Raw genomic sequence first — 25,118 nt, 5'->3', positions numbered from 1 at the left:
GGTCGCTTCGTGACTGTGGGTGTCGACTGCTGGTCGCGTACACTGAGGGCCGACGACGGTCCCGGCCCATGCGTGCGGAGCTGCCCCCCTGACTCCGCCAGGCCAGTCCAGACCCCACTGCGAGGGAGCGGCAGGTGCCCCGAGGCGATGGCCGGCTGAGCCACGACCTTGACCCCCAGCGACCCGGCCCACAGGACGCGTGCGGCGTCTTCGGCGTCTGGGCGCCGGGTGAAGAGGTCGCCAACCTCACCTACTTCGGGCTCTACGCCCTTCAGCACCGTGGTCAGGAGGCCGCGGGCATCGCGGTGAGCGACGGCTCCGGTGTCGTGGTCTACAAGGATCTCGGCCTGGTCGCCCAGGTGTTCGACGAGCCGACGCTGGCGAGCCTGCGCGGGCACGTCGCGATCGGGCACGCGCGCTACTCCACCACCGGCGGCTCGACCTGGGAGAACGCCCAGCCGACCATCCGGGCCACGAGCGCCGGCACCACCATCGCGCTGGCGCACAACGGCAACCTGGTCAACACCGCCGAGCTGCAGCGCGAGGCGGCCGTGCGGGGGCTGGACTCCGACGGTTCGACGAACGACACCTCGCTGGTCACCATGCTGCTGGCCAGCCGACCCGACCTGTCGGTCGAGGCGGCCGCGCTGGAGGTGCTGCCGCAGCTGCGCGGCGCGTTCAGCTTCGTCTTCATGGACGAGTCGACGCTCTACGCGGCGCGCGACGCGCACGGCGTACGCCCGCTGGTGCTCGGCCGGCTCGAACGCGGCTGGGTGGTGGCGAGCGAGACCGCCGCGCTGGACATCGTCGGCGCGAGCGTGGTCCGCGAGGTCGAGCCGGGTGAGCTGATCGCCATCGACGAGAACGGCCTGCGGTCCAGCCGGTTCGCCTCGCCCGAGCCCAAGGGCTGCCTCTTCGAGTACGTGTACATCGCCCGGCCGGACGCCACCATCGCCGGCCGCAACGTGCACGCCGCGCGGGTGCAGATCGGCCGCCAGCTCGCCAAGGAGCACCCGGTCGAGGCCGACCTGGTGATCCCGGTGCCGGAGTCCGGCACGCCGGCCGCGATCGGCTACGCCGAGGAATCCGGCATCACCTACGGCCAGGGCCTGATGAAGAACCCGTACGTCGGGCGCACGTTCATCCAGCCCTCGCAGACGCTGCGTGCGCTCGGTGTCCGGCTGAAGCTGAACCCGCTGCGGCAGAACGTCCGCGGCAAGCGCCTGGTGGTGGTGGACGACTCGATCGTGCGGGGCACCACCCAGCGGGCGATCGTCCGGCTGCTGCGCGAGGCGGGCGCGCTGGAGGTCCACGTCCGGATCTCCTCGCCGCCGGTGAGCTGGCCCTGCTTCTACGGCATCGACTTCGCCACCCGGGCCGAGCTGCTCGCGAACGGGCTGGACAACGAGGGCATCCGGCGCTCGATCGGCGCCGACTCGCTCGGTTACGTATCGCTGCCCGGCCTCATCGCCGCGACCGAGCAGCCGAAGAGCCGGCTCTGCCGGGCGTGCTTCGATGGGGAGTACCCGATCGAACTGCCGGCCGGGAACCTGATCGGCAAGCACGTGCTCGAAGGAGTGGGACGCCGGGTCGCCGCCGAGGCGGCCGGGCCGACCGGTCCGCTCGTCGCCACACCGACCCACCACCCGTAGCACCACCGACGCGGGTCCGGCCGCTCCGGGCCCGCGGGAACCACAAAGGGGAGAACCGTGACGCACGTGTCCGAGCGCAGCGGCGCAGGATCCAGCCCGACGGGCGCCGGCGGCGACCGCCAGCCCTGGTCGGCGGGGTCCGGCCGGACGCAGCGCAAACGCTCGGTCTCGTACGCCGACGCCGGGGTGTCGATCGAGGCGGGCGACCGCGCGGTCGAGCTGCTCAAGTCCAAGGTCAAGGAGACCCGGCGCCCCGAGGTCATGGGTGACCTGGGCGGCTTCGCCGGCCTGTTCCGGCTGGACACGAAGAAGTACAAGAACCCGATCCTGGCCTCCTCGACCGACGGTGTGGGCACCAAGCTGGTGATCGCCCAGCAGCTCGACATCCACGACACGGTCGGCATCGACCTGGTCGCCATGGTCGTCGACGACCTGGTGGCCTGCGGCGCCGAGCCGCTGTTCCTGCTCGACTACATCGCCACCGGTGAGGTCGTGCCGGACAAGGTGGCCGAGATCGGCGCCGGCATCGCGGACGGCTGCCGGTACGCCGGCTGCGCGCTGCTGGGTGGCGAGACCGCCGAGCACCCGGGCGTGCTGCGCCCGGACGAGTACGACATCTCGGCCACCGGTGTCGGCGTGGTGGAGGAGAGCGAGATCCTCAGCCCGGAGCGGGTCGAGGTGGGCGACGTGGTGATCGCCATGCGCTCGTCCGGCCTGCACTCCAACGGCTACTCCCTGGTCCGGCACGTGCTTCTCGGCGCCGGCCGGATGCGGCTGGACGTGGTGATCGACGACTTCGGCCGCCAGCGGACGCTCGGCGAGGAGCTGCTCACCCCGACCAAGATCTACGCGCAGGACTGCCTGAAGCTGATCGCCGAGGCCGAGGTGCGGGCGCTGGCCCACGTCACCGGCGGCGGCATCCCCGGCAACCTGGTCCGGGTGCTGCCCGAGCACGTCGACGCCGTGGTGAACCGCTCCACCTGGAAGCCGCAGCCGATCTTCGACCTGATCCAGTCCAAGGGCCGGATCGAGGACCCGGAGATGGACGCGACGTTCAACATGGGCGTCGGCATGTTCGCGATCGTCTCCGCCGAGGACGCCGACCGCGCGCTGGCCACCCTGACCGGCCGCGGTGTGGACGCCTGGCAGGCCGGCGAGATCATCGAGGGGTCCGGCAACGTGCAGATGGTCGGGCAGCACACCCGGGGCTGATCACCCTGCGCCGATCGGCCGGGCACGTGATCGGGGGTTCACCCCAGCGGTCGCCGCGGCCTAGCCTGGAGGTTCGGTTTTCAGGCAGGCGGGGGAGACGCTGATGGCTGCGCGCACGCCCGAAGGGATGCGGGGCATCGCCGCCGTCCCGTCGTACGTGGTGATGCAGCCGACGACGCTGTGCAACCTCGACTGCGCCTACTGCTACCTCCCCTTCCGGGCGGTCGACAGGCGGATGCCGGTGGCCGTCGCCGAGGCGGTGGCGGCGTCGGTGAACCGGTGGGCGGCGGGCGGCCGCTTCTCCGTGGTCTGGCACGGCGGGGAGCCGCTCGCGGCCGGCCGGGAGCACCTGGCCGCGTTGCTGGCGCCGTTCGGGCCCGACGTCGAGCACCACGTGCAGACCAACGCCACGCTGATCGACGACGCCTGGTGCGCGTTCTTCGCCGAGCACCGGGTACGGGTCAGCGTCAGCGTGGACGGGCCGCGGGCGCGCAACGGCGAGCGGGTCACCCGGGGCGGGCGGCCCGCGTACGACCGGATCCTGGCGGGGGTGGCGGCGCTGCGCCGCCACGGCCTGCCGTTCTCGGCGCTCGCGGTGGTCTCGCGGCCGGAGCCGGGCCTGGCGACCGAGCTGTACGACTACTTCCTCGACCTGGGCTGCGACGTGCTCGGCGTCAACATCGAGGAGACCGAGGGCGTCAACACCCGGACGAACGCCCGCGACGAGGGCGCTGTCACCGGGTTCTGGGCGGAGCTGGTGGCGGCGTGGCGCCGGGATCCCCGGATCCACCTGCGCGAGGTGGAGTGGTCGCTGCGGTACGCGGGCGCGGTCCTGGCCGGCACCGCCGACGACCTGCTGCCCCGGAGCCTCGACCCGATCCCGACGGTCGGGCACGACGGTTCGGTGGTGGTGCTCTCGCCGGAGCTGGCCGGCTTCACCGACCCCCGGTACGGCGACTTCGCCAGCGGAAACGTGCTCACCACGCCGCTGCGCGACATCCTCGCCGCCGCGGCCGGCACACCGTGGGTGGACGAGTTCCTCACCGGCGTGGAGGCGTGCCGGGCGTCCTGCGCGTACTTCGGGTTCTGTGGCGGTGGGCACGCCGCCAACCGTTACTTCGAGCTGGGGCGTTTCGACGGTACGGAGACCGAGCACTGCCGCAACAGCAAGATCCGCCTACTGGAGGGAGTGTTGGAGCATGCCCGAGACCATCAGTGACACCGACCGGGAGGCGGTCGCCGACCGGGTGCGGGATGCCGCTGCGGGGCTTACCGCTCTGCTCCGCGAGGCGGAGGCGGCGCGGCTGCTGCGGGCGGAGGTGTCGGGCGGGGACGGCGCCGGCGCGGTCTGCGCGTGGAACCACTTCGAGAACATCCCGACGTTCTACAACTGGAACAACCGGCCACGCTGAGGGGACGGTTCCGCGATCAAGGACCTGCCGGCGCGTCGGAGCGTGTGCCCCGGCGCGGCAGGTCCCTGATCGTCGGTCGTACGCCGGCTCAGCAGAGCACATGCGTGAGCACGCGGGGGTTGCCGCGTGCTCAGATGTGACCGGAGGTCAGCGGGTCGGACGAGCCCAGGTGTCCGGGTCGTCGTCCGCGTGGTCCTCGTCATCGTCGTCGACATACTCTTTGTAGTCGTCGTCGAAGTTGTGCTCAGACTTTCCACTACCCGCCAGTTCGCGCTGCAAGGCGGTTAGGTCGGTGTTCGGGGAGTGGTACTTCAACTCCCGGGCCACCTTCGTCTGCTTGGCCTTAGCACGGCCGCGCCCCATGGCTCGACCCCCTCGCACAGAATGCGGGGCAGCCCGAAGGCGGGCCCCGATGACGTCAGGCATCTCTCGTGGCTCTTACGGTACATGGGGATGCCATCGTTCGGCACCTCGGGTCACCGTCGACCGGACCTGCGCGTCGCAGTGGTCCAGTCGTCACAAAGTGTACCGGGTAAGGGGTAAGCCCCGGGGCTGGCCGTGACACCGGACATACCGGCACGAAAGAGTTCGCAACTCAGCTTAACGCGCACCGCCTCCGGGGGTGGAGCGCCGCCCCGCCCCCGGAGGTGAGCTTCACCGCAGGTGGATCGTGCGCAGCCGGCCGACCTCGGCCATCCGGCGCTCGGCGAGCCGGTCCGCGGCGACCGCCGGCGGCACGCCCTCGTCGTCGGCGAGCTGGAGGATCTGCCGGGTGGTGTCGAAGATCCGGGTCGCGCGCAGCTTGGCGCGGTCGAAGTTGAAGCCCTCGATCTCGTCGGCGACCTGGATCACGCCACCGGCGTTCACCACGTAGTCCGGCGTGTAGAGGATGCCCCGGTCCGCGAGCACCTTCTCGATGCCCGGGTGGGCGAGCTGGTTGTTCGCCGCTCCGGTGACCACCTTCGCCCGCAGCACCGGCACGGTGTCGTCGTTCAGCGCGCCGCCGAGCGCGCACGGGGCGTACACGTCGATGTCGGAGGTGACCAGCGCCTCGGTGTCCTCGACCAGGGTGACCTGCGGGTGGGTGGTGCGCGCCCACTCCCGGGCGCGCGGGTTGACGTCGGTCGCCACGACCTCGGCGCCGTCGTCGAGCAGGTGGGCGGTCAGGTACTTGCCGACCTTGCCCAGCCCGGCCACGCCGACCCGGCGGCCGGCCAGCGTCGGGCTGCCCCAGACGTGCTCGGCGGCGGCCCGCATGCCCTGGAACACGCCCCAGGCGGTGAGGATCGAGGAGTCGCCGGCGCCGCCGTGCTCCACGCTGCGGCCGGTCACGTAGCGGGTCTCGCGGGCGATCACGTCCATGTCCGCCACGTAGGTGCCCACGTCGCAGGCGGTGTAGTAGCGGCCGTTGAGCGACTCGACGAAGCGGCCGTACGCGCGCAGCAGCGCCTCGCTCTTGATCTGCTCGGGGTCACCCCAGATGACCGCCTTGCCGCCACCGAGGTCGAGGTTCGCCAGGGCGTTCTTGTAGGCCATGCCGCGCGAGAGGTCGAGCACGTCGGCGAGGGCCTCGGCCTCGCTGGCGTACGGGTAGAACCGGGTGCCGCCGAGCGCGGGGCCCAGCGCGGTGGAGTAGATCCCGATGATCGCCTTCAGGCCGGACTGCTTGTCCTGGCAGAACACGACCTGCTCATGCCCCGTGGAGACGGGGTCGTCGGTACTGGCGAATACGCCCATGGCTGACTCCTGTGTCGGTGTGCGTCCTTGTGGGGCGCGGAACCTGGTGGCACGCCGGCGGGATGCTGCCGGTGTCGTAGAGCCTAATATCGGCCCGAACCGTACTGTCGCGCATGTCACGCCACGGGCCCGAGGGCGGCGACGGGCGGTCCCGTCTCGTGGGAGGATCGCGCCGTGCCGTCGCTCTTCGCTTCATACCTGCGCGTGTACGAGCCGCTCACCGCCTTCGACCGGGACCGGCAGTCGTACTGGCGCCGGTACGTCAGCGAGGGGCGCGCCATCGCTCCGCTGGAGGGGCCGGTACGGCAGCGGACCGCGGTGATCGAGGCACTCGGCGCCGGCTGGACCCGGCTGCCCGACCTGCCCGACGAGGCGTACGTCCTGGAGTCCGACGACGCGCTGCTGGTCTGCCCCTGGAACCTGCGTATCCGGGTCGCCGAGGCGGCGCTGAGCGCCCGCGACGGGGTGCCCCCGGTGCTGGCCGACGCGTTCGTGCCGCCGGTGCTCGCCGGGCAGGCCAAGGCCGTGGTGGAGGACTGGCGCAGCGGCGCCCGGGTGCTGGAGCACGGGGTGCCCCGGGTGCACGAGCAGATCGCCACCTGGGGCGTGCCGCTGCGCTGGTTCGTGCTGTTCGAGGCCGGCGAGCGGCACCTGGTCACCGAGCCGGCGCGGCGGGCGCTGCGCTACCGCACCGAGATCTCCAAGGCGCGCCGCCGGGCGTCCCGGGCGCTGTCGGTGCTGCGCAAGTCGATCGGCGAGGCACCGATCACCGAGGCGGTCGAGGAGGCGGCCCGGTGGCTGGAGGAGTTCCACCCGCGCTCGGTGGTCGAACTGGACTACGGCGGCCTGGTGCAACTGCTGCCGGACGAGACGCTCGAGGCCGACGACTCGACCGAGCTGGTGGCCACCGGCCTGTCCGGACTGGGCCGGGGCGAGGCCGAGGAGGCGTCCGCCGCGTACGACAAGCTGGTCGCCCGCTGGCGCGCGGTGCAGCTGCTGGAGCGCTGCAACTGACGCCCGGTTTGCCCCGCTAAGTGGTCTTGGACACGAGAGTGTCTCGTAACTGATGCATCACGAACCGTGATCATGAGTCCGAATAAGGTAGTTTCTGCGGCATAAAAGTCGTAAAAATCGGGCATGGTTCATCCGTCCGTCTAGCGACCTTCAGCCGTTCGGCCCATGTCGGACATCGGGGACTAGCCGGACCATGGGAGACGCGTCGGCCGGCGGGACCCCGGCCGATGTCTATACATGTGGAGGAGTGACCCCGATGGCATCGCGAACGCACGAACCTGAGCCGCTACTCACACCGGCCGAGGTGGCGTCGATGTTCCGTGTCGACCCGAAGACGGTGACCCGGTGGGCGAAGGCTGGCAAGCTCAGTGCCATCCGGACCCTGGGCGGCCACCGCCGCTACCGCGAGTCGGAGGTTCGGGCCCTGCTGCAGGGGCAGATCCCCCAGCAGCGCCAGGGAGACTGACGAAGCGGCGTTCTCCGGCGTTCCGATCAGGGGCGGTGCCGTCGCGGCGCCGCCCTTAATCGCGTCCGGGGGCCGGTCCGTCCAGCACGATCCGCAGCCCCACGGTGCCGCGCTCACCCCGGCGCAGCCGGCTGCCCAGCAGGCTCAGCCGCCCGATCAGCCGGTACTTCTGCTTGAGCAGCCCCCGGACCCGGTTCGTGCTCTCCGGGTCGGCGATCGTGGCGTGACCCGGCGCCGCCGCACCGTGCGGCCGGCCGCGCACGTCGCACGGCGCCACAGTGACCCGGCCGTCGCGCCGGATGCGCTTCACCTTGCCGGAGTCGGCCACCGTCCACACCGCCAGCCCGTCGCCGTCGCGTACCGCCCACACCGGAGTCGGCACCGCCCGGCCGTCCTTGCGGAAGGTCGTGAGCAGGACGTACTTCTCCGCTGCCAGGCGGTCCAGGTCGGTCACGCCGCCAAGGATACGGCGGCGACGGCGCCCCCGACCCCCGGATAGCGTTGCGGGCATGACCGGGGAACCCGAGATCGGCGACGTGTTCGGCGAGATGATCCGCGACGCGTACGCGGTCGCCACCGGGATCGGACCGCGCCCGATGGCCGGCGGTCGCCTGCCCCGCCCGGTCATCGAGATCATCGAGCGCGACGACGGGCTGGTGAACGGCGCGCCCGCCGGGCACTACCTGGACCCGCCGCAGCGCTGGCAGCCGCACGACCACCGGGCCGTGGACCGGGTACGCGGGCACGTCCTCGACGTCGGCGTCGGCGCCGGCCGGATCGCGCTGCACCTCCAGGACCGCGGCGTACCGGTCACCGGGCTGGACACCTCGCTCGGCGCGCTGCGGGTCAGCCGCCACCGGGGCGTACGCGACCTGGTGCACGGCACCGTCGACGAGCACGCCGCCGACGGCCACCGGTACGACACGTTCCTGCTGCTCGGCAACAACCTCGGACTGTTCGAGGGGCGGGAACGGGCCCCGGCGATGCTGGCGGCGCTCGCCGCGCTGGCCCGCCCCGGCGCCCGGGTGATCGCCCACGGCACCGACCCGTACGGCACCACCGACCCGGTGCACACCACCTACCACGAGCGCAACCGCCGGCGGGGCCGGTTCGGCGGGCAGCTGCGGCTGCGGCTGCGCTACCGGCTGCTCGGCACCGAGTGGTTCGACTACCTGGTCTGCTCACCCGACGAGTTCGCCGAGCTGGTCCACGGCTCACCGTGGCGGCTGGCCGACGTGGACGACACCGACCACCCCTACTACCTCGCCACGCTGGAGTTGCGGCGTTAGGAAGGGCCCCTTTCAAGCGCCTACGCGTTAAGAAGGGGCCCTTCCTTACATCTCAGACCTGGACGGTGGGGGTGGTCTGCTCCGGGGGCAGCCCGCCGTCGCCGTCGACCACCTCGTCCGGGGTGCCGTCCTCGTCGATGTCCACCATGGTGATGTCCACCTTGCCGTCACCGTCGGTGTCGAACTGGAACAGGTCGGCCTTGCCGTCGCCGTCGGTGTCCACCACCCAGACGTCGGTCTTGCCGTCGTTGTTGGTGTCCGCGCGGAGCAGGTCCACCCGCTCGTCGCCGCGGGTCTCGACCGTCTCGGTGCTCTCCGCGCTCTCCGGTGCCTGGCTCATCTCGTTCCTTCCTTCGGCGTTGACGGCCGTCCTACCCCGTCCGCTCCGCCCCCACGCATCCCCGGCGGCCCGGCCATGCATAGGGTCGCATCCAGGAACGAGCGAGCGGACGGGCCCGGCGGCGGAGACCCCGCGCGCCCCCGCCGCGGCGAGGGGACGTCGATGAGTGGTCGTTTTGTGGTCGTCGGGGCCGGCACCATGGGCCTCGGCATCGCGTACGTGGCGGCCGGCGCCGGGTACGCGGTCGAACTGGTCGAGGTCGACCCCGCCCGGGGCGCCGAGGCCGTCCGCCGGCTCGGCGAGCTGTGGGACCGGGGCGTACTGCGCGGCAAGCTGACCGAGGAGGCCGCCACCGCCAACCGTGAGCGCGTCACGCTCCGGGCCGGGCTCGCCGAGGTGGCCGAGGGCGCCGACGTGATCGTGGAGGCGGTGCCCGAACGGCTCGACCTCAAGCGTGCCGTGCTGCGCGAGGCGGAGAGCCGACGGCCGGCGCTGCTGGGCAGCAACACGTCCAGCATCGCCATCGCCGAGCTGGCCGCCGGGCTGGACCGGCCCGCCGACTTCGTCGGGTTGCACTTCTTCAACCCGGTGTGGGCGATGGCCCTGCTGGAGGTCGTGGTCGGCCCGGCCACCGCGCCGCGGACCACCGAGGCGGCCGTCGCGCTCGCCGCCCGGCTGGGCAAGGACCCTGTCGTCGTACGCGACATGCCCGGCTTCGCCACCTCCCGCCTCGGTGTCACGCTCGGCCTGGAGGCGATCCGGATGGTGGCCGACGAGGTGGCCGGTCCGGCCGACATCGACAAGGCGATGGTGCTCGGCTACCGGCACCCGATCGGCCCGCTGGAGCTGACCGACCTGGTCGGGCTGGACGTGCGGCTCGACATCGCGCGCACGCTCCAGGCCGCGTACGGGGACCGCTTCGCGCCGCCGCCGCTGCTCGTCGAGATGGTGGCCGCCGGGAAGCTGGGCAAGAAGTCGGGTCAGGGTTTCTACACCTGGAAGGACGGCGTGAAGCAGTGAGCGCGAGGAGTGAGCTTGCGAGCCCCGCAGTCGCGAACGAAAGGCCGGCACGGTGAGCGGGCTGCGGATCGAGGAGCTGCCGGACCGGCTCGTGGTCACGCTGGACCGGCCGGAGAAGCGCAACGCCATCGACGCCGACCTGGTGGGCGAGCTGCACGCGGTCTGCGCCGGCCTGGAGGCACATCCCCGGCTGCTGCTGCTCACCGGCGGGACGGCGGGCATCTTCGCCGGAGGCGCCGACATCGCCCAGCTCCGCGAGCGCGGCCGGCTGGACGCGCTGGCCGCCATCAACCAGGGCGTCTTCGCCCGCATCCGGGCGCTGCCGATGCCCACTGTCGCCGCCGTCGACGGGCCGGCGCTGGGCGGCGGCGCCGAGCTGGCGTACGCCTGCGATCTTCGGGTGTGCACGGACCGCGCGGTGTTCGGCCAGCCCGAGGTGCGGCTGGGCATCCTGGCCGGCGCCGGCGCGACCTACCGGCTGCCGGCGCTGATCGGTGAGGCCCGGGCCAAGGAGCTGCTGTTCACCGGCCGGCGGGTGGACGCCGAGGAGGCGCTGCGGATCGGGCTGGTGAACCGGGTGGTGACCGATCCGGCCGAACTGCTGCCCGCCGCGCACGGCCTGCTCGACGAGATGGCCAAGGGTTCCGCGCTGGCGCTGCGGCTGACCAAGATGGCGGTGGACGCCCCGCCGGCCGCGCACCCGCAGCTCGACCTGCTGAGCCAGGCGGTGCTCTTCGAGGACGAGGAGAAGCACCGGCGGATGACCGAGTTCCTGGACCGGCGCCGGGCGCGCTGAGCCCGCGAGAGACGACGAGGGCCGCACCGGTGTCTTCCGGTGCGGCCCTTCGCGTCGGTGCGGCTCAGCGCTTGATCTCGACTCCCGCGTCGTCGAGCGCGGTGATCGCCGGAGCGGACTCGGCGAAGCCGATGAGCAGCAGCGCCTCCGGTCCGAACGCCTTGATCTCCTTGGCGATGCCGCTGAAGTCGACAGGCGTCTTCGGGTCGGCCGGCGGCTCGTAGGTCAGCAGCTTGAGCCGGTCCGCGCCGATCCCGGCCTTCTCCAGCTCCGAGCGGACGTTCTCCTGGAGGCCCTCACCGTACGAGTCCTTACGGGCCAGGATCGCGATCTTGCGCGGCCCGTCCCGGAGCATCACGTCGGCCAGCGCCCGACCCTGGAGGCTGTCCGGCGGGGCGGTACGGAAGTAGAGGCCCTTGTCGTCCACCGTGCTCAGCCCCGCGTCGGTGTTCGACGGGGAGAACAGGATCCGGCCGGCGGCCACCACGTCCGGCAGCACGGCCCGCGAGATGCCGGAGCCGCCCGCGCCGATGATGACCTGCACGTCCTTGCTGACGTGCGAGGCGACCGTGGCCTTGGCGACCTCCGGGTTGGTGCCGTCGTCACCCTCGATCCACTTCACCGGCTCACCGAGCACACCACCGGCGGCGTTGACCTCCCGGACCGCGAGCGCCGCGCCGGCCGCCAGCGGCGGGTTGGCCAGCGCCAGGTCACCGGTATTCGGCAGCAGCCCGCCGAGGATCAGCGGGGCGTCCTTCGCCTTCCCGTCGCGCAGCTTGCGGCCACGCGGCGGCGTCTTGGTGCTCGCCCCGGACTCCTCACCGGCGCCGACGAACTCGGTCTTGCTGTCGTCGATCTTCTGGTTGTCGAAGTGCATGGTGCCGTAGCTCGCGGTGGCCGGCTCGCCGGCGTCGGTGAACCCGGCGCGGGTGAGCGACACACCCCGGTACTCGATGTCCCGGCCCGCGCGGGCGAGCTGGAGGCAGGCGGCCACCTCGTCGCAGCGCTCGCCGCCGTTGGTCACCCCGACGATCTGCTCGGCGATCTCGGCCGGCGCCGTGGTGCCGGCGAGCTGGGCGGCCAGCGCGCTGATCACGACCGCGTCGTACGACTCGCCGGCGTAGAGGAAGTCACCCAGCTTCGGGTCTACGGCGAGTAGTCGTTCCTTGAAGCTCTCGGCCAGCGGAGTGAGGGGCGTGGTGCCCTTCATCCCGTTGACCAGGTCCGCCCGGTCCTTGAGCTCCGCGGCGTACGAATTAAGCATGTTGCCGTCGGTGCCGTAGAGGCGTACCTGGGTGGCAGGCGTTTCCTCCGGCTCGTCGCTCCCGCAGGCGCTCGTGGCGAGCAGGAGCGCCGCGCAGGCCATGGACAGGGCCGCGCGCGACGTGCGTGTTCTCAGCATGGTCGTCCTTCCTCCGGCGAAGGTCCGCTGCGCACCTTAGCGTGCCCGCGCGGCACGCGGGACTGTGGTGTCGGCTCCGTCGGCACCCCGACTGCGGGTATCACTCTGCGTGGTCGACGAGCTGTTTCCGGGTCACCGCTTGACCCCCGGCGATACTGTTCCGCGGGTGAACGACGAAGCACAGCAGACGCTCGACGACGCGACCGCCGTGCTCCGTTCCGCCCTCGCCGGGGACGGCGCCGGCGTGGTGGGCACGTTCGACGCGGTGGTGGACCGCTCCGGCCTCGCCGGGGCGTACGGAGTGGCGTGGTGCCTGGCCGCCACCATGCTCGGCGACGACACCCCGGGGGGCGGCGCCGCCCTCGACTTCCCCGGTATCGACCAGGCCGACTACGACACCCGCTGGGTGGCCCGCTTCGTCAGCGCCTGCGCCAACGACGACGCGGACACCGGCGAGGCGCTGTTCGGGGCGGCGGCGGCCGACGGGCTGCTGCCCGACTGCCTGCTCACCCTCGCCGGCTCGACCATCGCCACGCTGCGCAGCCGGACGGACTGAACCCGGCGCGCGGCCCGGCACTCCGGCTGTGGTAGCTCTGGGTGCATGTCCGAGGCGATGCTCAGCAAGGTGCGCAAGCTGCTCGCCCAGGCCGAGGACCCGGCCTGCACGCCCGCCGAGTCGGCCGCCTTCATGGCCAAGGCCACCGAGCTGATCGCCCGCTACGGCGTCGACCGGGCGCTGCTCGCCGCCCGCGACCCGGCCGCCGACCCGGTCGGTGACCGGACCGTCGAGGTGGTCGCGCCGTACGCCCGGGACAAGGCCGGCCTGCTCGCGGCGGTCGCCGAACCGCTGCGCTGCCGATGCGTACGCCGCCGGCAGGGCAACGGCTTCGTCATGCACCTGTTCGGCTTCGCCAGCGACCTGGAACGGGTCGAGCTGCTGTTCACCTCGCTGCTGGTGCAGGCCGCGCACGGGCTGGCGGGTGCTGTCGTACCGGCCGGGGAGCACCCGGCGGCGTTCCGGCGTACCTGGCTGGCCGGGTTCGCGTACGTCGTGGCGGAACGACTGCGCGCGGCCGAGAGCAAGGCGGTGGCGGAGGCGGGTGGACCCTCCACGGCACTGGTGCTCGCCGACCGCTCCTATCGCGTCCAGCGCCGGGTCGCCGAGGCGTACCCCCGGTTGCGCACCGCCCCGCGACGACGGCTGGCGGGCGGTGGCTTCGGTTCCGGCGCGGACGCCGGCCGCCGGGCCGACCTGGGCGGCACCGGCGTGGCCGGCAGCGGCGCGGCACCCGGTATCGCCGGCTGATCGATCTCAGGCGGTGCGGGCGACCGTTGCGAGGTAGCGGCAGAGCAGTTCGTGCCAGCCCGCGGTGAGCGCCTCGCGGTAGCCCTCGGCCGCAGTGCCGTGCCGGTCGAAGTAGCGGTGCTCGACGTCCACCCGGGTCCACTCCGGACCGTCGGCGTGGAACAGGACCTCCACCTCGCTGGCCCGCGCCGGATCCGGCACCGGCACGCGGTCCGGGCCGATCTGCCAGGTGAAGACCAGACGCCGGGGCGGATCCCAGGTCAGCACGCGGCCCCAGTCGTTGCGGAAGCCGTACGGGCCGATCTCGTAGAGCATGCCGCCGGCCCGGGGCTCGATGCCGATCGCGGCGAGCGCCTCCGGGCCGGACCAGGTGTATTCACGCACCCACCAGTCGGCGAGCGCGCCGGTGAAGACGGCGTACGCCCGCTCGGCGGACGCCGGGACGAGCAGGTTGCTGCGGAGGGAGAAGCGGTCGGATTCCTGCCGGACCTCATCCGGATCGGCCATCTCCTGTCCCATAGGTCCGGACCATACCGGCTCATGTCTCGGTGTGCAGCTTCCGTACCGCCCGCTTCCGGACACCGGGAACTCCGGTTCCCGACAGCGCTGGGTGGCGGGACAGGCGCTCTGTGCAAGGTGCGGGGCGGGCGCTTCCGGGAGGTCAAGGAGGGCTTCCGCGAGGTGTGGGCGGGCTTCCGCGAGGTGCGGGCGGGCTGACGGATGCCGTACCGGAAAGCGGGTAACCGCGGCCGACCGGACCGATGGGAGAGCGGGGAGCATGAGCGACAGCCGAGCCACCGAGCCAGTGCCGGACCCCGGCGACCAGCCGCCCACCTCGCCTGCCGGTCCCGAGTCGGAGCCGGACGTCCTGCTCGACGTGCCGGAGCTGACCGTCGACGAGATCCGGCTCGCGGTGGACGGGCTCGACGCCGACCTGTCGCTGCGCGTCCGGCTGGCCAACCTGCTCCAGCTCGACGCCGGAGTCCGGGTACACCTGGAGGGTGTCGAGCTGGACATCACCGGGGTGCGCGCCGAGGCGCTGCTGAAGGTGCGGCTGGAGAAGCTGGTGCAGATCCTGGACTGGGCGCTGACCACCATCGACCGCAACCCGCAGCTGATCGACGCGCTGGCCCGCTCGGCCGGGGTCGCCCTGGACGACGTGCGCCGGGTCGCCGCGCCGGTGGTGGACCAGACCGGGCGTACGGTGGCCGCGGCCGGCGAGGTGGTCGAGCGCGCCGCTCCGGCGGTGGTCGATCGGGCGGGTCCGGCGGCGGGTGAGGCGGTCGATCGGGCGGGTCCGGCGGTGTCCGGCCCGATCGAGGCACCCGAACCGCCCCGGCGCCCGGCGCGGACGGAGCCGCCACCGGAAGCTGGTGGCGATCGCCAGAAGCCCTCACCGGCAGTCGGCGCCCGGCGGCCGGAGCCGTCACCGGAATCCGGTGCCGAACGGCCGAAACCGCCGCCGCCAAGTGCCGGGCGGACCGAGCCGCCGCCAAGTGCCGGACGGGCGGAGCCGTCACCGGCGTCCGGTGCCGGGCGGGAGGGGAAGGCGGAGTCCGAGCGCGCTGCCGGATCGGGGCCGGACGCCGCGGCGGGCTCGTCGGCCGACCGTTCCGGCGAGAAGAAGCGCGGCTCGGAGCGAACCAGCCAGTCGGCGAGCGCCGCCGCCGAGGCGGCGCAACTGGCGGGACAGGCCGGACAGGCACTCCGGCAGGCCGGCCGAAGCGTCTGGGAGGCGATCCAGGGCAGCCCCACCCAGAACCGCCGCCCTCCCAAACCGTGACCCCGCCCGTCGCCGACCCCCCGGCTCCGCCCAGCCCTGCCCCATTCCGTTGATCAAGGACTTTGTGTCCGGTTCACCGGCCTGGATGACACAAACTCCTTGATCATCGAGGCGAGGCGAGGCGAGGCGAGGCGGTCGACCAGGGGAGAGCGTCACGCGGGTGGGACGTCGTGCGGAACGGGGGGCGGTGCGGCCTGCTGGTGGCGGCGGAGGAGTTCCTGGAGGGCGGCGATCTCGGAGTGCAGGGCCTGACGTCCCTCCCGGGTGATCCGGATCCACGTCCGGGGCCGGCGGCCGTGGTAACCCTTCTCCACCTCGATCAGGCGTGCCTCCTCCAGCACGGTGAGGTGCCGGGACAGGTTGCCCGCGGTGAGTTCGAGGGCCTCCCGGAGATAGGCCACCTCCACCCGTTCGCCCTCGGCGGCGATGGTCAGGATGCCGAGCCGGTGACGCTGGTGGACCGTGTCGTCGAGACCGTTCGTCGGGAATGGCCCGGCTATGCCAACTTCGCGGTGGAGAACCCGCCGCTGAAGCTCGTACTCCTCGAAGGTGAGCCCGGCCTGCCGACGGCGATGGACCACCTCGGGGTCGAGGTGCCCACCACCGCGGAGGTAAACGCCGGGACCAGCCGGCTCACCGAGTCCGGCCTGACCACGCTGGCGGAGAACGACACCGGGTGTTGCTACGCGCTCCAGGACAAGGTCTGGGTGCGCGGCCCCGGCGACGAGCCGTGAGAGGTCTACACGGTCAAGGCCGACTCGCCGCAGATGGAGAAGGTGACCGCTCTTTCGAGGCGCGCAAACCTACATTTGAAAGCTCGGTTTGTAGCTACCGAGCGTCCGCAACTATCGCGCTTTGGCGAACTTCAGCCGTGCGAACTCCTCGACGTAGACGAACCGCTTGCCGTCCGGAGAGAAGCTCGGGTGGTACGCGCGGGCACCGTCGGCGATCCTCGTCTTCTTCCCGGTGCCGACGTCGACCGACCAGACCCCGCCGACGTGGTCCGACGAGACGGCGGTGATCACCGACCGGCCGTCCGGCGACACCGCCAGGTCGGCGAGGCCGGGAAGCTCCGTGACGAACCTGGCTGTGGCCGATCTGCCGTCCCACTCCGTCAGGTGCCAGGTGAGGTCGGCCGGACTCACCTCGGGAGGCAGCGGCAACCTGCCGAGGGAGTCGGGTGCGGTGATGAAGAACAGCCGGTCACCCAGCGCCGCGGGCGACCGCGCCAGCACCGTCGACTCGCAATCCGTGTCACCGCCACTGAGGTTGAAGGTCGTCCCTCCCACCGTCACCGGAGAGCCGAACCCGTACGCCTTCCCGTCGGCGAGCAGCTGGATTCCTCCCGGACCGCACTCCCGGGGCGCCTCCACAAATCCCCCGCCGGCACCGTTCACGAGTGCGGCGTCGACGAGGAAGCGTGTCGACGCCAGAGGCTCGAACGTCTTGTGGGCGGGCGAGTAGCTGAGCAGCTCGGTTTCGTCCCAGCCGCATTCGAGCGCCACCCCGAGGTCGCCGTCGGGGCCTGCAAACAGGAAGCTGAGCAAGCCCGCTTCGCAGGTGGACACCGCTGGCGCGCGCCTGAGAACGGGTTCCTCGGCGCTCCCGTCGGGTCGCTGCCGCCACACCTCAGCTACTCCCGAGCCCGAGGTCGAGGTCACCTCCCGCAGGTAGTAGACCCAGCCGTCGGCGGCCCAGACCGGATGGAACAGGGAGACACGGTCCAGGAGTCCCGAGACCCGGCCACACCCGCCGAGCAGGATCACGGCCAGTACGAGGACCGGCGTCAGAGCCGTACGCAGCGTCCGCACACACGACCTTCCGGTGCTCACCGGCCTCAATCCGTCCGTCGCTCAGCGGGCTCACCGTAGGCGCCGCCGCCGTTGTCGGGGTGCGTACCTTACACCCGCGAGGTACCAGAAGGTGGGCCGTGGATCCTGCCCGTCGACCGGGAAGCGCAACCGTCGCGACCCCTAGCTTGATCTTTAACCTCCGAGGGGCCTGTGGGGACCCTGACTGATCACGGAAACAGCCCTTGGTCGATGATCTTCTTGTCTAGGGAAGAGCATCAATGACCAAGGGCTGTTCTGGTGATCAGTGTGCATGACCGCGGTTCGGCTGATGCCGTCGGGGACCTGGGCAGGTTCCGGCGAGAGTTCTACGACTGCTTGACTGCTCGGGCTGACGCGTTGTTCGACCTGACGGACGCGGTGTTGTGCGCCGACGGGCCGGTCCGGTCGTTGGTGGAGTTGTCGCTGGTGGGTGAGCACCGCCGGGGGCATGGGGCGTTATATGACGCCCTCGCCTGCGGGCGGCTGGACGTCGATCGGCTGCGCACCGCCCTCGCCGGGGTGCCGTTGCCGCGGGCAGCCGACGGCCGTCTCGTCCTGGCGGTCGACATCACCTGCTGGCTGCGGCCGGACGCGCACACCTCACCGCAGCGGATCCTGTGCCACACCTACGGACGCGGCAAGGATCAGACCATCATGATCCCGGGCTGGCCGTATTCGATGGTCGTGGCCCTGGAATCGGGCCGAAGTTCGTGGACCGCGCCGTTGGACGCGGTGCGGCTGGCGCCTGGTGATGACGCGGCCACGGTCACCGCTGGGCAGTTGCGAGACATCGTGGGGCGTCTGATCGCGGCCGGGCAGTGGCAGGCCGGGGACCTGGAGATCCTGGTCGTGGCCGACGCCGGCTACGACGCGCCCCGCCTTGCGTTCCTCCTGCGTGACCTGCCCGTGCAAGTCCTCGCTCGGATGCGCTCCGACCGGGTACTACGCCGGGCAGTGCCAGCCCGGCAACCCGGGACGATCGGCCGACCGCGCAGGCACGGCGACGAGTTCGTCTTCGGTGATCCCTCCACCTGGGGTGAACCGAATGCTGCCACCGTTGCCGACACCCGTCTTTACGGCACGGCGTGGGCTCGAGCCTGGGACCGGTTGCACCCACGGTTGACCCACCGATCCGCCTGGATCGACTCGGCGAAGATGCTGCCGGTCATCGAGGGAACCGTCATCCGTTTGGAAGTCGAGCACCTGCCCAGCGGCGCGACCCCGAAGCCGGTCTGGTTGTGGTGGTCCGGCGTCGACGCCACCACCGCTGATGTCGACCGGCTCTGGCAGACGTTCCTGCGCCGCTTCGACATCGAACACACGTTCCGCCTGTTCAAACAGACCCTCGGCTGGACCTGCCCGAAGATCCGCACGCCGCAGGCCGCCGACCGATGGACCTGGATGATCCTCGCCGCCTACACCCAACTCCGGCTGGCCCGCGCCCTCGCCACCGACCTGCGCCGCCCCTGGGAGAAACCCGCACCACCGCAGCGTCTGTCACCCGCCCGCGTCCGCCGCGGGTTTCGGCACCTGCGCGCGAAGGCCACCTGCCCGGCCGGTGCACCCAAACCCGCCCGGCCAGGACCAGGACGGCCACCCGGCCGCCGCAACAACCACCCCACCCCGCGCTACGACGTCCACACCGCGACCACCACGAACGCCAAGACACCGACCGCAACGAAGACGAAGTCCCCCGTCAATCCCCGGCCACGCCGCACGGGTTAAAAATCAAGCTAGGCCGTGTTTCGTAGGGGAGTGTGTCGATTTCCGTGTTTGGGCCTGTGGTGTGATCGATGTTGTTAGATGGTGATCCGGTCGCCGTAGGCGAGGATCAGGGCGTTGAGGGCCTTGGCCCAGCCGTAGACCCGGCCGGTGATGCTCCCGCCGCCCTTACGTTTCTGCTGGACGACGAGGTAGAGGACCTTCATCGCGGCCTGCTCGGTCGGGAAGTGCCCCCGCCGGCGGGCGGCTTGCCGGAACCGGGCGTTCAGGCTCTCGATGATGTTGGTGGTGTAGAGGACCTTGCGGACCTCGTGGTCGTAGTCGAGGAACGGCACGAACTGCGGCCAGGAGGTTCGCCACAGCCGGATCACGGCGGGGTACTGGTCACCGAACTCGGCGGCGAACGCCTCGAACCGAGCCTCCGCCGCGGCGACGGTCGGAGCCGTGTAGATCTCCCGCAACGCGGGGGTGATCTTCTGCCAGTCCTTCCGGTTCGTGTAACGCAGACTGGCCCGCACGAGGTGCACGACGCACTGTTGGTGCACCGCGAGGGGCCAGACCTGCTCGATCGCGTCGGTCATGCCCTTGAGGCCGTCGGAGCAGACCATGAACACGTCCTCGACACCGCGGTTACGCAGTTCGGTGAGGTAGCCGGCCCACTGCTTGGCGCCCTCACCGCCCGTGCCGGCCCACATGCCCAGCACGTCGCGTTCCCCGTCGAGGCTGATCCCGACCACGACGTAGACGGGCCGGTTCGCGACCTGCCCCTGCCGGATCTTCATGACGAGGGCGTCGATGAACACCACCGGATAGACCCGATCCAGGGGCCGTTGCCGCCACGCTTCCATCTCCTCCACGACGCTGTCGGTGACCCGGCTGATCAACTCCCGGGACACGTCGGCGTCATACACATCCGCCAGATGCGCGGAGATCTCCCCGGTCGTCAGGCCCTTGGCATACAACGACAGAATCGCCTCGTTGAACCCGTCCAACCTGCGGGAATGCTTCGGGACGATCCGCGGCGTGAACGAGCCCGCCCGATCCCGTGGGACCTGAATCCGCACCGGCCCGACCTCAGTCTGCACCGTCTTCGCCCCGTGCCCGTTGCGAATGTTGGCCCGCCGACCCGACTCGTCATCGACACCAGCCTCGTCCAGATGGGCATCCAGTTCGGCGTCGAGCGCTGACTCCAGGACCGTGCGGGTGATCCCCGCGAGGAGCCCACCCGGCCCGACCAACGACACTCCGTCGGCCTTGGCCCGCTCGACCAACTGCTGCGCGAACTCCACCTCCACCGCCGACGGCTGCGGAAGCTGAACAGCATTCTTCTTGTCTGCCATGACGTGGTCCTTCCCGGACAGGATCAACGTCCTGTCCAACGGACCACACCCAGGTCAAACACGGAAATCTACGCAGTCCCTTTCGTAGGGCACGAAGCCATTGGTTGATGGCGGCGATGGTGAGGGTGGCTTCGTAGCGCACGGCGAGTTTGTCGTATCTGGTGGCCATGGCGCGGTGTTGTTTGAGTTGGTTGATGCCGCATTCGACGGCGTGGCGCAGGCGGTAGAGGTCGGGGTCGAAGGCGGGCGGGCGTCCGCCTTGGGAGCCTTTGGCTTTGCGGTGGGCGTCCTGGTCGGCCTTGCTCGGGATGCACGCGCGGATGCCCCGGGATCGCAGGTGGGCGCGGTTGGCCTTGGACGTGTACGCCTTGTCGGCCAGCACGATGTCGGGGCGGGTGCGTGGCCGGCCGCCCCCGGCTCGGGGGATGCGGACCTTGGCCAACACGGGGATGAACTGTGGGCTGTCGCCGCGTTGTCCGGCGGTCACCACCAGGGCCATCAGTTTGCGGCCCTGCTCGCAGGCCAGATGGGTCTTGGTGGTCCAGCCGCCCCTCGACCGGCCGAGCCCGTGATCCGCCGGCTCGGTCTGCACACCACCAGGAGGCTCCTTCTGCGCCTGGCCATCGCGGCGGGCTCCCGCCGCGTGCTGGTGGGCGCGGCTGATGGTCGAGTCGACGCTGACCGTCCAGTCGACCAACCCCGCCGCGTCCGCTCGGGCCTGCAACGAGGTGAGGATCTGCGCCCAGACACCGTCACGTTGCCACCGCCGAAACCATCGATACAACGTCTGCCACGGCGGGTAGGGCGCGGGCACGTCGCGCCACGGCGATCCGGTCCGGACCCGCCACCGGATCCCGTCGATGATCAGTCTCATGGTCCATCTGCGCGGCCGAGCATGACCCGTCCCGGCAGGCAGCAACGGCTCCAGCGCCGCCCACTGCACGTCGGTCAGGTCATGTCGCCTCACTGCCGTTACGCTCGGCACGAGGTCTCCGGTGTGAAGTTCTAGCTTGGTCGCTGAACCAACTACCGGAGACCTCTTCAATTAGCGACCACCGCCACGCCCAACTTCGATGCCCTACGAAACACGGCCTAGCGGGACCGGACCACGGCCGTGACCTCGACCTCGAGCACAGCGCCCGGCAGGAAGAGCTTGCTGATCTCGACAGTCGTGCTTGCCGGCGGCGGTGTGCCCGGGAAGAGCCGACGCCGGACGGCCGCGTACGACGGAAGGTCAGCCAGGTCCGTCATGAACGTGCGGATGTGCAGCACGTCGTCGAAGCTCGCGCCGTGCGCCGCGAGCACGCCGCCCACGATCTCGAAGATCCGTTCGGCCTGGGCGCCGGCGTCTCCGGGGGCCACCACTTTGCCGTCGTCGTCGACGGCGACCTGTCCGGCGAGCATCAGCAGCGCGCCGCCGCCGACATCGACCCGGGCGACGTGCGCGAAGCGGTCGCCGAACGGGGCCGCGACGGATGCGGGGTTGTCGAGGGTGAGGTGCATCAGTATCCCTTCAGGAAGTCGGCTGAGACGAGGGAGGAGAGATCGGCGCCCTGGTCGGGCGCGGCTTGCATCAGGCCGAGGGCGGCTTCGAGCACGGGAGCCGGCACCGGGAGGCGCAGCGCCAGCCGCGCATCCTTCGCCGCCAACGCGATCGCGAACGAGGCGCCCGGCGCGGTGACCCGTTCGACCGCGCCGGCAAGGGCACCACGGCCGAGCACGGCGACGGCGGTCTGCCTGTCGACACCGAACGTCGCGGCGACGGCCAGCGCGTCGTGCAGCGCGGCGACAGCCGTCACCAGACCTGTGTTCGCGACGAGCTTGACGGCGGCGCCTGCGCCGAGCGGACCGCAGTGACGGACCGAACCGAGTTGTTCCAGCACCGGAGCCGCCCTCTCCACGGCATCGGCAGGGCCGCCTGCGAAGATCGCCAGCGTGCCGGTCCGCGCGGCGTTGACGCTGCCGCCGACGGGGGCGTCGAGGAGTGAGACGCCCGCCGGAAGCCGGTCGGCCACTGCCCGGACTTCGTCCGGCCCGATCGTCGACATCTGCACCACGACTGTCCCGGGCCGGAGCGCGGTGGCGGCGCCGTCCGGCCCGAACAGCACCGTCTCGACCGCGCCGGCGTCGGCGAGCATGACGACGACGACGTCGGCTCCGTCGACCGCGGCGGACGGGCTCGCGGCCACCGTCGCGCCGGCCGCGGCCAGCGGCTCCGAACGCTCCGGGCTGCGGTTCCACACCCTGACCCGGTTGCCGCCGGCCACGAGGCGGCGCGCGATTGGCGTACCCATGTGTCCTGTCCCGAGGACCGCGATGATCTTCACGCGGTAACGCTAGGCTGGTGAGAGCAATGCGGCCAACGAATGTCTCGCATGGCTGCCATGCGTGATTACCATGTCTGCCATGGACACTCAGCTGCTGGAGGTGTTCCGCACCGTCGCGCAGCACGGCTCGATCACGACCGCCGCCCGCGCCCTCAGCTTCACTCAGTCGGCTGTCTCCCGGCAGATCGCCGCGCTTGAGGCCGACATCGGCGCCCGGCTCTTCGACCGGCTGCCCCGCGGCGTCGCCCTCACCGAGGAGGGACGAGGGCTGCTCCCGCACGCCGAGGCGGTCCTCGACCGGCTCGCCGCGGCCCGGCGTGACCTCGACGACCTGCGCGGGCTCGGCCGAGGGCGGCTGCGTGTGGGCGCCTTCCCGACCGCTGTCGCGGCTCTCGTACCCCGGGCGATGGCGTCGTTCCGCTCGGCCTACCCCGAGATCTCGCTGTCGCTGGTCGAGGGTGTGACGCCGCGGCTGCTGGAGCGCCTGCTCGCGGAGGAGGCGGATGTGGCAGTGGTCAGCACCTCGCCCACGGGAGAGCTGGACCGCGAACGATTCGACCTGCGACATCTGCTCGACGAGCGGCTCCTGGTCGCGGTCGCGCGCGACCACCGGCTCGCACGCCGCCGCTCGGTGCGCCTGGCGGACCTCGCCGAGGACGCGTTCGTCGTGGGCTCGGCCACCGCGGAGAACAGCCTGCTCCGCGCAAGCCTGCCCAGCGGTTTCTCGCCGCGCATCGACATCGTCGCGGCCGAGTGGACCGGCAAGCTGGGATGCGTCGCAGCCGGGTTGGGGGTGGCTCTGGTTCCGGCCCTGGCGGTACGCGGAACTCCGCCGGACATCGCCCTGCTACGCCTGCATCCGGACGACGAGTCGGTACGGCAGATATATGCGGCGACCGTGCAGGGCAGGACGCCGCTGGCGGCGGTCACGCACTTTGTCGAGCATCTGCGGGCGGAGGCGGCCCGCCTGGGCTGACCACCTCGCGTTCATCCGGATGAGGTAGCAGCGCGGCCACTGGGAGCGTATTGCTGGGCCATGCCGTCCCGGATCATCCAGACGCGGAAGAACGACTGTTCCTGGTCCATGACGAACAGCTGGACGGCATCGGGCGTGTGCCACGGAACCGAGCCGAAGTGCGCGACAAGAGCGTCAAGATCGGCATGGTTGAGTGCTCCCGCGTACACGTCGCACTCCGGGTACTTGTAGCCACCCCACTGGCTGTCCGCGCCGGTGATCAGCGCCAGCTTGCCGCAGCCGCCCGGCTTCATATCCGGCTCACGACGGGGACAGCTCTCGTCGAGCCACCCGCTGAACGCCTCGGCGTTTCGGTGGTCATCAGGGCTCACCGACAGCATGACGTTGGCAACCCAGCTCACCGCGTCCCCCGATCCACGCCCGGACCGTACAGCCATTCGTACGGCCAAGCCCGTCGGAAGCGTGATGCGGGGTCAACGAGAGCCGAACCGGACAGATGGGCTTGGCGGGGCGAAGCAGAACGCCGACCTGCGTTCACGGACGAACGCCTGATAGATCAGCTCCGGATCACCTCGCCGGGCACCACGAGCGCTGTATGGTCTGACGACTGCCCGACGAGGAGATCCTTGATCCCCACCGCGCACGCCGAAAGCCCTGCTCCCCGCGCATGATCTCCACCTTGGTCGGGTCCGGTGTCCTACCGCCCGGCACCTGCCATCCCGGCCACCGGCGTCTCCGATCGGAAGGTGTGCCCGAGTTCAGGGCCGAGGCCGAAGTAGTGCCGGAAGTTGTAGATCAGCGGGCGCCAAGCGGTGGGGGCGACGTGGTCCGTGCCGGGCACGACGATGGTGGGATCTGCGTGCACGCGGAGCACGTGCGCTTCGATGATCAGGAAGTCGCCGTGCAGGTCGGGACTGATCCTCACGGCCCGTGCCTCCAGTTGGAGCGGACACTCCGCGACCCGCTGCGGTCGTACCAGCTCTGCCGGCTCTGGCCGCAGCCCGGCGGCGGCGAACTTCGCCGGCTCATACCGGAACGCGCCCCGCTTGTGGTCTGGAACCGGGTCGCGGCCGGTGAGCGGGGCAAGCCGCTCCACCGCCGGCCACTGCTCTGCGCCAGGTAGGTTGATCACGAGGTCTGGCCGCTCGCGCAGGTTGCGGGCGGTCTGCCCCTCCGCCCCGAGGCCAAGCACCACGACCTGGCCGAGCGCCCAGGCCGACGACATGGGCGCGAGGTTGCTCGTCCCATCCTCGTTCTCGGTGCTCAACAGCACTACAGGCGTCCCGAAGTAGAGGATCTTGGGATGGATGGTCAGATGATCATTCGTCTGGATCATCTCCGGAGGGTACGGGCGGGACGATTCGGTGCGCGCCGAACGGTCCCCGAGGCGGTCCGCATCCAGTCCGCGAGAAGCCCGCGGACAGCGGGGAGCGGTGAGCGGTGAGAGATGCCGGAAGGCATGTTCGCTGCTAGCGGCGCATGCGCACGCGTC

At 71.2% G+C, this 25,118-nt stretch carries 27 protein-coding genes and 2 pseudogenes; 15 read left to right on the top strand and 14 right to left on the bottom strand.

Going from position 1 to position 25,118, the window contains the following annotated elements; all coding sequences use genetic code 11:
* Positions 1 to 134: 134 nt before the first annotated feature.
* The 4 genes from purF (at position 135) to amcA (ending at position 4,276) form a co-directional block, all read left to right on the top strand.
* Positions 135 to 1,652, top strand: coding sequence for an amidophosphoribosyltransferase (gene purF / locus ABIH81_RS07205; protein WP_091414138.1), 1,518 nt, complete (start codon positions 135 to 137; stop codon positions 1,650 to 1,652).
* A gap of 57 nt (positions 1,653 to 1,709) precedes the next feature.
* A complete protein-coding gene (purM, locus tag ABIH81_RS07200; protein ID WP_349879586.1) occupies positions 1,710 to 2,864 on the top strand; it encodes a phosphoribosylformylglycinamidine cyclo-ligase in 1,155 nt (384 codons plus the stop codon).
* 127 nt (positions 2,865 to 2,991) lie between these two features.
* On the top strand, positions 2,992 to 4,083 hold the full coding sequence (gene amcB, locus ABIH81_RS07195; protein WP_349881031.1) for a cyclophane-forming radical SAM peptide maturase AmcB: 1,092 nt from the start codon (positions 2,992 to 2,994) through the stop codon (positions 4,081 to 4,083).
* Positions 4,064 to 4,276 carry a multiple cyclophane-containing RiPP AmcA gene (amcA, locus tag ABIH81_RS07190; protein ID WP_018785465.1) on the top strand — a complete coding sequence of 71 codons (213 nt, stop codon included), beginning with the start codon at positions 4,064 to 4,066 and terminating at the stop codon, positions 4,274 to 4,276. Before amcB ends, amcA begins: the two co-directional genes overlap by 20 nt.
* 147 nt (positions 4,277 to 4,423) lie before the next feature.
* On the opposite strand, the gene ABIH81_RS07185 is transcribed toward amcA, so the two are convergent.
* A complete protein-coding gene (locus ABIH81_RS07185) occupies positions 4,424 to 4,639 on the bottom strand; it encodes a DUF3073 domain-containing protein (protein WP_013283429.1) in 216 nt (71 codons plus the stop codon).
* Positions 4,640 to 4,930: 291 nt separating this feature from the next.
* Positions 4,931 to 6,013 (bottom strand): Glu/Leu/Phe/Val dehydrogenase, encoded by a 1,083-nt coding sequence (locus ABIH81_RS07180; protein WP_349879585.1) that lies wholly within the window; start codon positions 6,011 to 6,013, stop codon positions 4,931 to 4,933.
* A 174-nt stretch (positions 6,014 to 6,187) separates the two neighbouring features.
* Here ABIH81_RS07180 and ABIH81_RS07175 point away from each other — a divergent pair, with 174 nt between their 5' ends.
* Together ABIH81_RS07175 and ABIH81_RS07170 are read left to right on the top strand one after the other, a co-directional pair.
* Positions 6,188 to 7,027 (top strand): hypothetical protein, encoded by an 840-nt coding sequence (locus ABIH81_RS07175; protein WP_349879584.1) that lies wholly within the window; start codon positions 6,188 to 6,190, stop codon positions 7,025 to 7,027.
* A 256-nt stretch (positions 7,028 to 7,283) separates the two neighbouring features.
* Positions 7,284 to 7,493: a BldC family transcriptional regulator gene (locus ABIH81_RS07170; RefSeq protein ID WP_007073996.1), complete on the top strand. Its 210-nt coding sequence runs from the start codon at positions 7,284 to 7,286 to the stop codon at positions 7,491 to 7,493.
* A 55-nt stretch (positions 7,494 to 7,548) separates the two neighbouring features.
* Here ABIH81_RS07170 and ABIH81_RS07165 read toward each other — a convergent pair whose 3' ends face one another.
* Positions 7,549 to 7,947, bottom strand: a complete 399-nt coding sequence (locus ABIH81_RS07165; RefSeq protein WP_349879583.1) for a PPOX class F420-dependent oxidoreductase — start codon at positions 7,945 to 7,947, stop codon at positions 7,549 to 7,551.
* Positions 7,948 to 8,002: 55 nt separating this feature from the next.
* On the opposite strand from ABIH81_RS07165, the gene ABIH81_RS07160 reads away from it, so the two are divergent.
* Positions 8,003 to 8,782 carry a class I SAM-dependent methyltransferase gene (locus ABIH81_RS07160; RefSeq protein ID WP_349879582.1) on the top strand — a complete coding sequence of 260 codons (780 nt, stop codon included), beginning with the start codon at positions 8,003 to 8,005 and terminating at the stop codon, positions 8,780 to 8,782.
* A gap of 52 nt (positions 8,783 to 8,834) precedes the next feature.
* Here the strand turns inward: ABIH81_RS07160 and ABIH81_RS07155 are convergent, their stop codons facing one another.
* Entirely contained in the window at positions 8,835 to 9,122 is a 288-nt protein-coding gene (locus ABIH81_RS07155; RefSeq protein ID WP_013283434.1) for a hypothetical protein, read from the bottom strand.
* A 162-nt stretch (positions 9,123 to 9,284) separates the two neighbouring features.
* On the opposite strand from ABIH81_RS07155, the gene ABIH81_RS07150 reads away from it, so the two are divergent.
* On the top strand, positions 9,285 to 10,142 hold the full coding sequence (locus ABIH81_RS07150; protein WP_349879581.1) for a 3-hydroxyacyl-CoA dehydrogenase family protein: 858 nt from the start codon (positions 9,285 to 9,287) through the stop codon (positions 10,140 to 10,142).
* Between the two features lie 52 nt (positions 10,143 to 10,194).
* Complete coding sequence (locus ABIH81_RS07145; protein WP_349879580.1) at positions 10,195 to 10,938, top strand: enoyl-CoA hydratase/isomerase family protein; 744 nt, start codon at positions 10,195 to 10,197, stop codon at positions 10,936 to 10,938.
* Between the two features lie 64 nt (positions 10,939 to 11,002).
* Here the strand turns inward: ABIH81_RS07145 and ABIH81_RS07140 are convergent, their stop codons facing one another.
* On the bottom strand, positions 11,003 to 12,340 hold the full coding sequence (locus tag ABIH81_RS07140; protein ID WP_349879579.1) for an ABC transporter substrate-binding protein: 1,338 nt from the start codon (positions 12,338 to 12,340) through the stop codon (positions 11,003 to 11,005).
* A gap of 166 nt (positions 12,341 to 12,506) precedes the next feature.
* On the opposite strand from ABIH81_RS07140, the gene ABIH81_RS07135 reads away from it, so the two are divergent.
* Together ABIH81_RS07135 and ABIH81_RS07130 are read left to right on the top strand one after the other, a co-directional pair.
* On the top strand, positions 12,507 to 12,896 hold the full coding sequence (locus ABIH81_RS07135; RefSeq protein WP_349879578.1) for a hypothetical protein: 390 nt from the start codon (positions 12,507 to 12,509) through the stop codon (positions 12,894 to 12,896).
* A gap of 45 nt (positions 12,897 to 12,941) precedes the next feature.
* Entirely contained in the window at positions 12,942 to 13,646 is a 705-nt protein-coding gene (locus ABIH81_RS07130; RefSeq protein WP_349879577.1) for a DUF2786 domain-containing protein, read from the top strand.
* A 6-nt stretch (positions 13,647 to 13,652) separates the two neighbouring features.
* Here ABIH81_RS07130 and ABIH81_RS07125 read toward each other — a convergent pair whose 3' ends face one another.
* Positions 13,653 to 14,165 (bottom strand): SRPBCC family protein, encoded by a 513-nt coding sequence (locus ABIH81_RS07125; protein ID WP_349879576.1) that lies wholly within the window; start codon positions 14,163 to 14,165, stop codon positions 13,653 to 13,655.
* A gap of 259 nt (positions 14,166 to 14,424) precedes the next feature.
* Between ABIH81_RS07125 and ABIH81_RS07120 the strand changes: the two genes are divergently transcribed.
* A complete protein-coding gene (locus ABIH81_RS07120; RefSeq protein ID WP_349879575.1) occupies positions 14,425 to 15,429 on the top strand; it encodes a hypothetical protein in 1,005 nt (334 codons plus the stop codon).
* A 152-nt stretch (positions 15,430 to 15,581) separates the two neighbouring features.
* Here ABIH81_RS07120 and ABIH81_RS07115 read toward each other — a convergent pair whose 3' ends face one another.
* On the bottom strand, positions 15,582 to 15,929 hold the full coding sequence (locus tag ABIH81_RS07115; protein WP_349881030.1) for a transcriptional regulator: 348 nt from the start codon (positions 15,927 to 15,929) through the stop codon (positions 15,582 to 15,584).
* Between ABIH81_RS07115 and ABIH81_RS07110 the strand changes: the two are divergent.
* Positions 15,921 to 16,160: pseudogene (locus tag ABIH81_RS07110) on the top strand (glyoxalase/bleomycin resistance/dioxygenase family protein); the annotation flags it as partial. The gene ABIH81_RS07115 and the pseudogene ABIH81_RS07110 sit on opposite strands and share 9 nt — an antisense overlap.
* 114 nt (positions 16,161 to 16,274) lie before the next feature.
* Here the strand turns inward: ABIH81_RS07110 and ABIH81_RS07105 are convergent.
* A complete protein-coding gene (locus ABIH81_RS07105; RefSeq protein WP_349879574.1) occupies positions 16,275 to 17,195 on the bottom strand; it encodes a hypothetical protein in 921 nt (306 codons plus the stop codon).
* A 324-nt stretch (positions 17,196 to 17,519) separates the two neighbouring features.
* Between ABIH81_RS07105 and ABIH81_RS07100 the strand changes: the two genes are divergently transcribed.
* Complete coding sequence (locus ABIH81_RS07100; protein ID WP_349879573.1) at positions 17,520 to 18,986, top strand: NF041680 family putative transposase; 1,467 nt, start codon at positions 17,520 to 17,522, stop codon at positions 18,984 to 18,986.
* 74 nt (positions 18,987 to 19,060) lie between these two features.
* On the opposite strand, the gene ABIH81_RS07095 is transcribed toward ABIH81_RS07100, so the two are convergent.
* The 4 genes and pseudogenes from ABIH81_RS07095 to ABIH81_RS07080 form a co-directional block, all read right to left on the bottom strand.
* Positions 19,061 to 20,323, bottom strand: coding sequence for an IS256 family transposase (locus tag ABIH81_RS07095; protein ID WP_349879572.1), 1,263 nt, complete (start codon positions 20,321 to 20,323; stop codon positions 19,061 to 19,063).
* 94 nt (positions 20,324 to 20,417) lie between these two features.
* Positions 20,418 to 21,290 (bottom strand): annotated as a pseudogene (locus tag ABIH81_RS07090) (IS5 family transposase); the annotation flags it as partial.
* A 125-nt stretch (positions 21,291 to 21,415) separates the two neighbouring features.
* The gene (locus ABIH81_RS07085) at positions 21,416 to 21,826 is read right to left on the bottom strand and encodes a RidA family protein (protein WP_349879571.1); all 411 of its coding nucleotides are present in this window, start codon (positions 21,824 to 21,826) and stop codon (positions 21,416 to 21,418) included.
* Positions 21,826 to 22,650: an NAD(P)-dependent oxidoreductase gene (locus ABIH81_RS07080; RefSeq protein ID WP_349879570.1), complete on the bottom strand. Its 825-nt coding sequence runs from the start codon at positions 22,648 to 22,650 to the stop codon at positions 21,826 to 21,828. The genes ABIH81_RS07085 and ABIH81_RS07080 overlap by 1 nt, the downstream gene beginning before the upstream one ends.
* Positions 22,651 to 22,729: 79 nt before the next feature.
* Between ABIH81_RS07080 and ABIH81_RS07075 the strand changes: the two genes are divergently transcribed.
* A complete protein-coding gene (locus ABIH81_RS07075; protein WP_349879569.1) occupies positions 22,730 to 23,626 on the top strand; it encodes a LysR substrate-binding domain-containing protein in 897 nt (298 codons plus the stop codon).
* A gap of 11 nt (positions 23,627 to 23,637) precedes the next feature.
* On the opposite strand, the gene ABIH81_RS07070 is transcribed toward ABIH81_RS07075, so the two are convergent.
* Together ABIH81_RS07070 and ABIH81_RS07065 are read right to left on the bottom strand one after the other, a co-directional pair.
* Positions 23,638 to 24,027 carry a squamosa promoter-binding protein 15 gene (locus tag ABIH81_RS07070; RefSeq protein ID WP_349879568.1) on the bottom strand — a complete coding sequence of 130 codons (390 nt, stop codon included), beginning with the start codon at positions 24,025 to 24,027 and terminating at the stop codon, positions 23,638 to 23,640.
* A 296-nt stretch (positions 24,028 to 24,323) separates the two neighbouring features.
* The gene (locus tag ABIH81_RS07065; protein WP_349879567.1) at positions 24,324 to 24,962 is read right to left on the bottom strand and encodes a flavin reductase family protein; all 639 of its coding nucleotides are present in this window, start codon (positions 24,960 to 24,962) and stop codon (positions 24,324 to 24,326) included.
* Positions 24,963 to 25,118: the final 156 nt, after the last annotated feature.

The sequence above is a fragment of the Micromonospora sp. HUAS YX12 genome, assembly GCF_040215685.1.
Classification (GTDB): Bacteria; Actinomycetota; Actinomycetes; order Mycobacteriales; family Micromonosporaceae; genus Micromonospora; species Micromonospora tulbaghiae.
Note: the sequence above shows the minus strand (reverse complement) of the source record. Positions and strands in the feature narration are given on the sequence as shown.

Bases quoted from the DNA above. Each gene is read 5' to 3' on its own strand.
- ABIH81_RS07120 (WP_349879575.1), top strand. From the start codon at position 14,425: ATGAGCGACAGCCGAGCCACCGAGCCAGTGCCGGACCCCGGCGACCAG.
- ABIH81_RS07065 (WP_349879567.1), bottom strand. From the start codon at position 24,962: ATGATCCAGACGAATGATCATCTGACCATCCATCCCAAGATCCTCTAC.
- ABIH81_RS07140 (WP_349879579.1), bottom strand. From the start codon at position 12,340: ATGCTGAGAACACGCACGTCGCGCGCGGCCCTGTCCATGGCCTGCGCG.
- ABIH81_RS07125 (WP_349879576.1), bottom strand. From the start codon at position 14,165: ATGGGACAGGAGATGGCCGATCCGGATGAGGTCCGGCAGGAATCCGAC.
- ABIH81_RS07160 (WP_349879582.1), top strand. From the start codon at position 8,003: ATGACCGGGGAACCCGAGATCGGCGACGTGTTCGGCGAGATGATCCGC.
- ABIH81_RS07170 (WP_007073996.1), top strand. From the start codon at position 7,284: ATGGCATCGCGAACGCACGAACCTGAGCCGCTACTCACACCGGCCGAG.
- ABIH81_RS07150 (WP_349879581.1), top strand. From the start codon at position 9,285: ATGAGTGGTCGTTTTGTGGTCGTCGGGGCCGGCACCATGGGCCTCGGC.
- amcA (WP_018785465.1), top strand. From the start codon at position 4,064: ATGCCCGAGACCATCAGTGACACCGACCGGGAGGCGGTCGCCGACCGG.
- ABIH81_RS07095 (WP_349879572.1), bottom strand. From the start codon at position 20,323: ATGGCAGACAAGAAGAATGCTGTTCAGCTTCCGCAGCCGTCGGCGGTG.
- amcB (WP_349881031.1), top strand. From the start codon at position 2,992: ATGCGGGGCATCGCCGCCGTCCCGTCGTACGTGGTGATGCAGCCGACG.
- ABIH81_RS07085 (WP_349879571.1), bottom strand. From the start codon at position 21,826: ATGCACCTCACCCTCGACAACCCCGCATCCGTCGCGGCCCCGTTCGGC.
- ABIH81_RS07130 (WP_349879577.1), top strand. From the start codon at position 12,942: ATGTCCGAGGCGATGCTCAGCAAGGTGCGCAAGCTGCTCGCCCAGGCC.
- ABIH81_RS07180 (WP_349879585.1), bottom strand. From the start codon at position 6,013: ATGGGCGTATTCGCCAGTACCGACGACCCCGTCTCCACGGGGCATGAG.
- ABIH81_RS07185 (WP_013283429.1), bottom strand. From the start codon at position 4,639: ATGGGGCGCGGCCGTGCTAAGGCCAAGCAGACGAAGGTGGCCCGGGAG.
- ABIH81_RS07155 (WP_013283434.1), bottom strand. From the start codon at position 9,122: ATGAGCCAGGCACCGGAGAGCGCGGAGAGCACCGAGACGGTCGAGACC.
- ABIH81_RS07075 (WP_349879569.1), top strand. From the start codon at position 22,730: ATGGACACTCAGCTGCTGGAGGTGTTCCGCACCGTCGCGCAGCACGGC.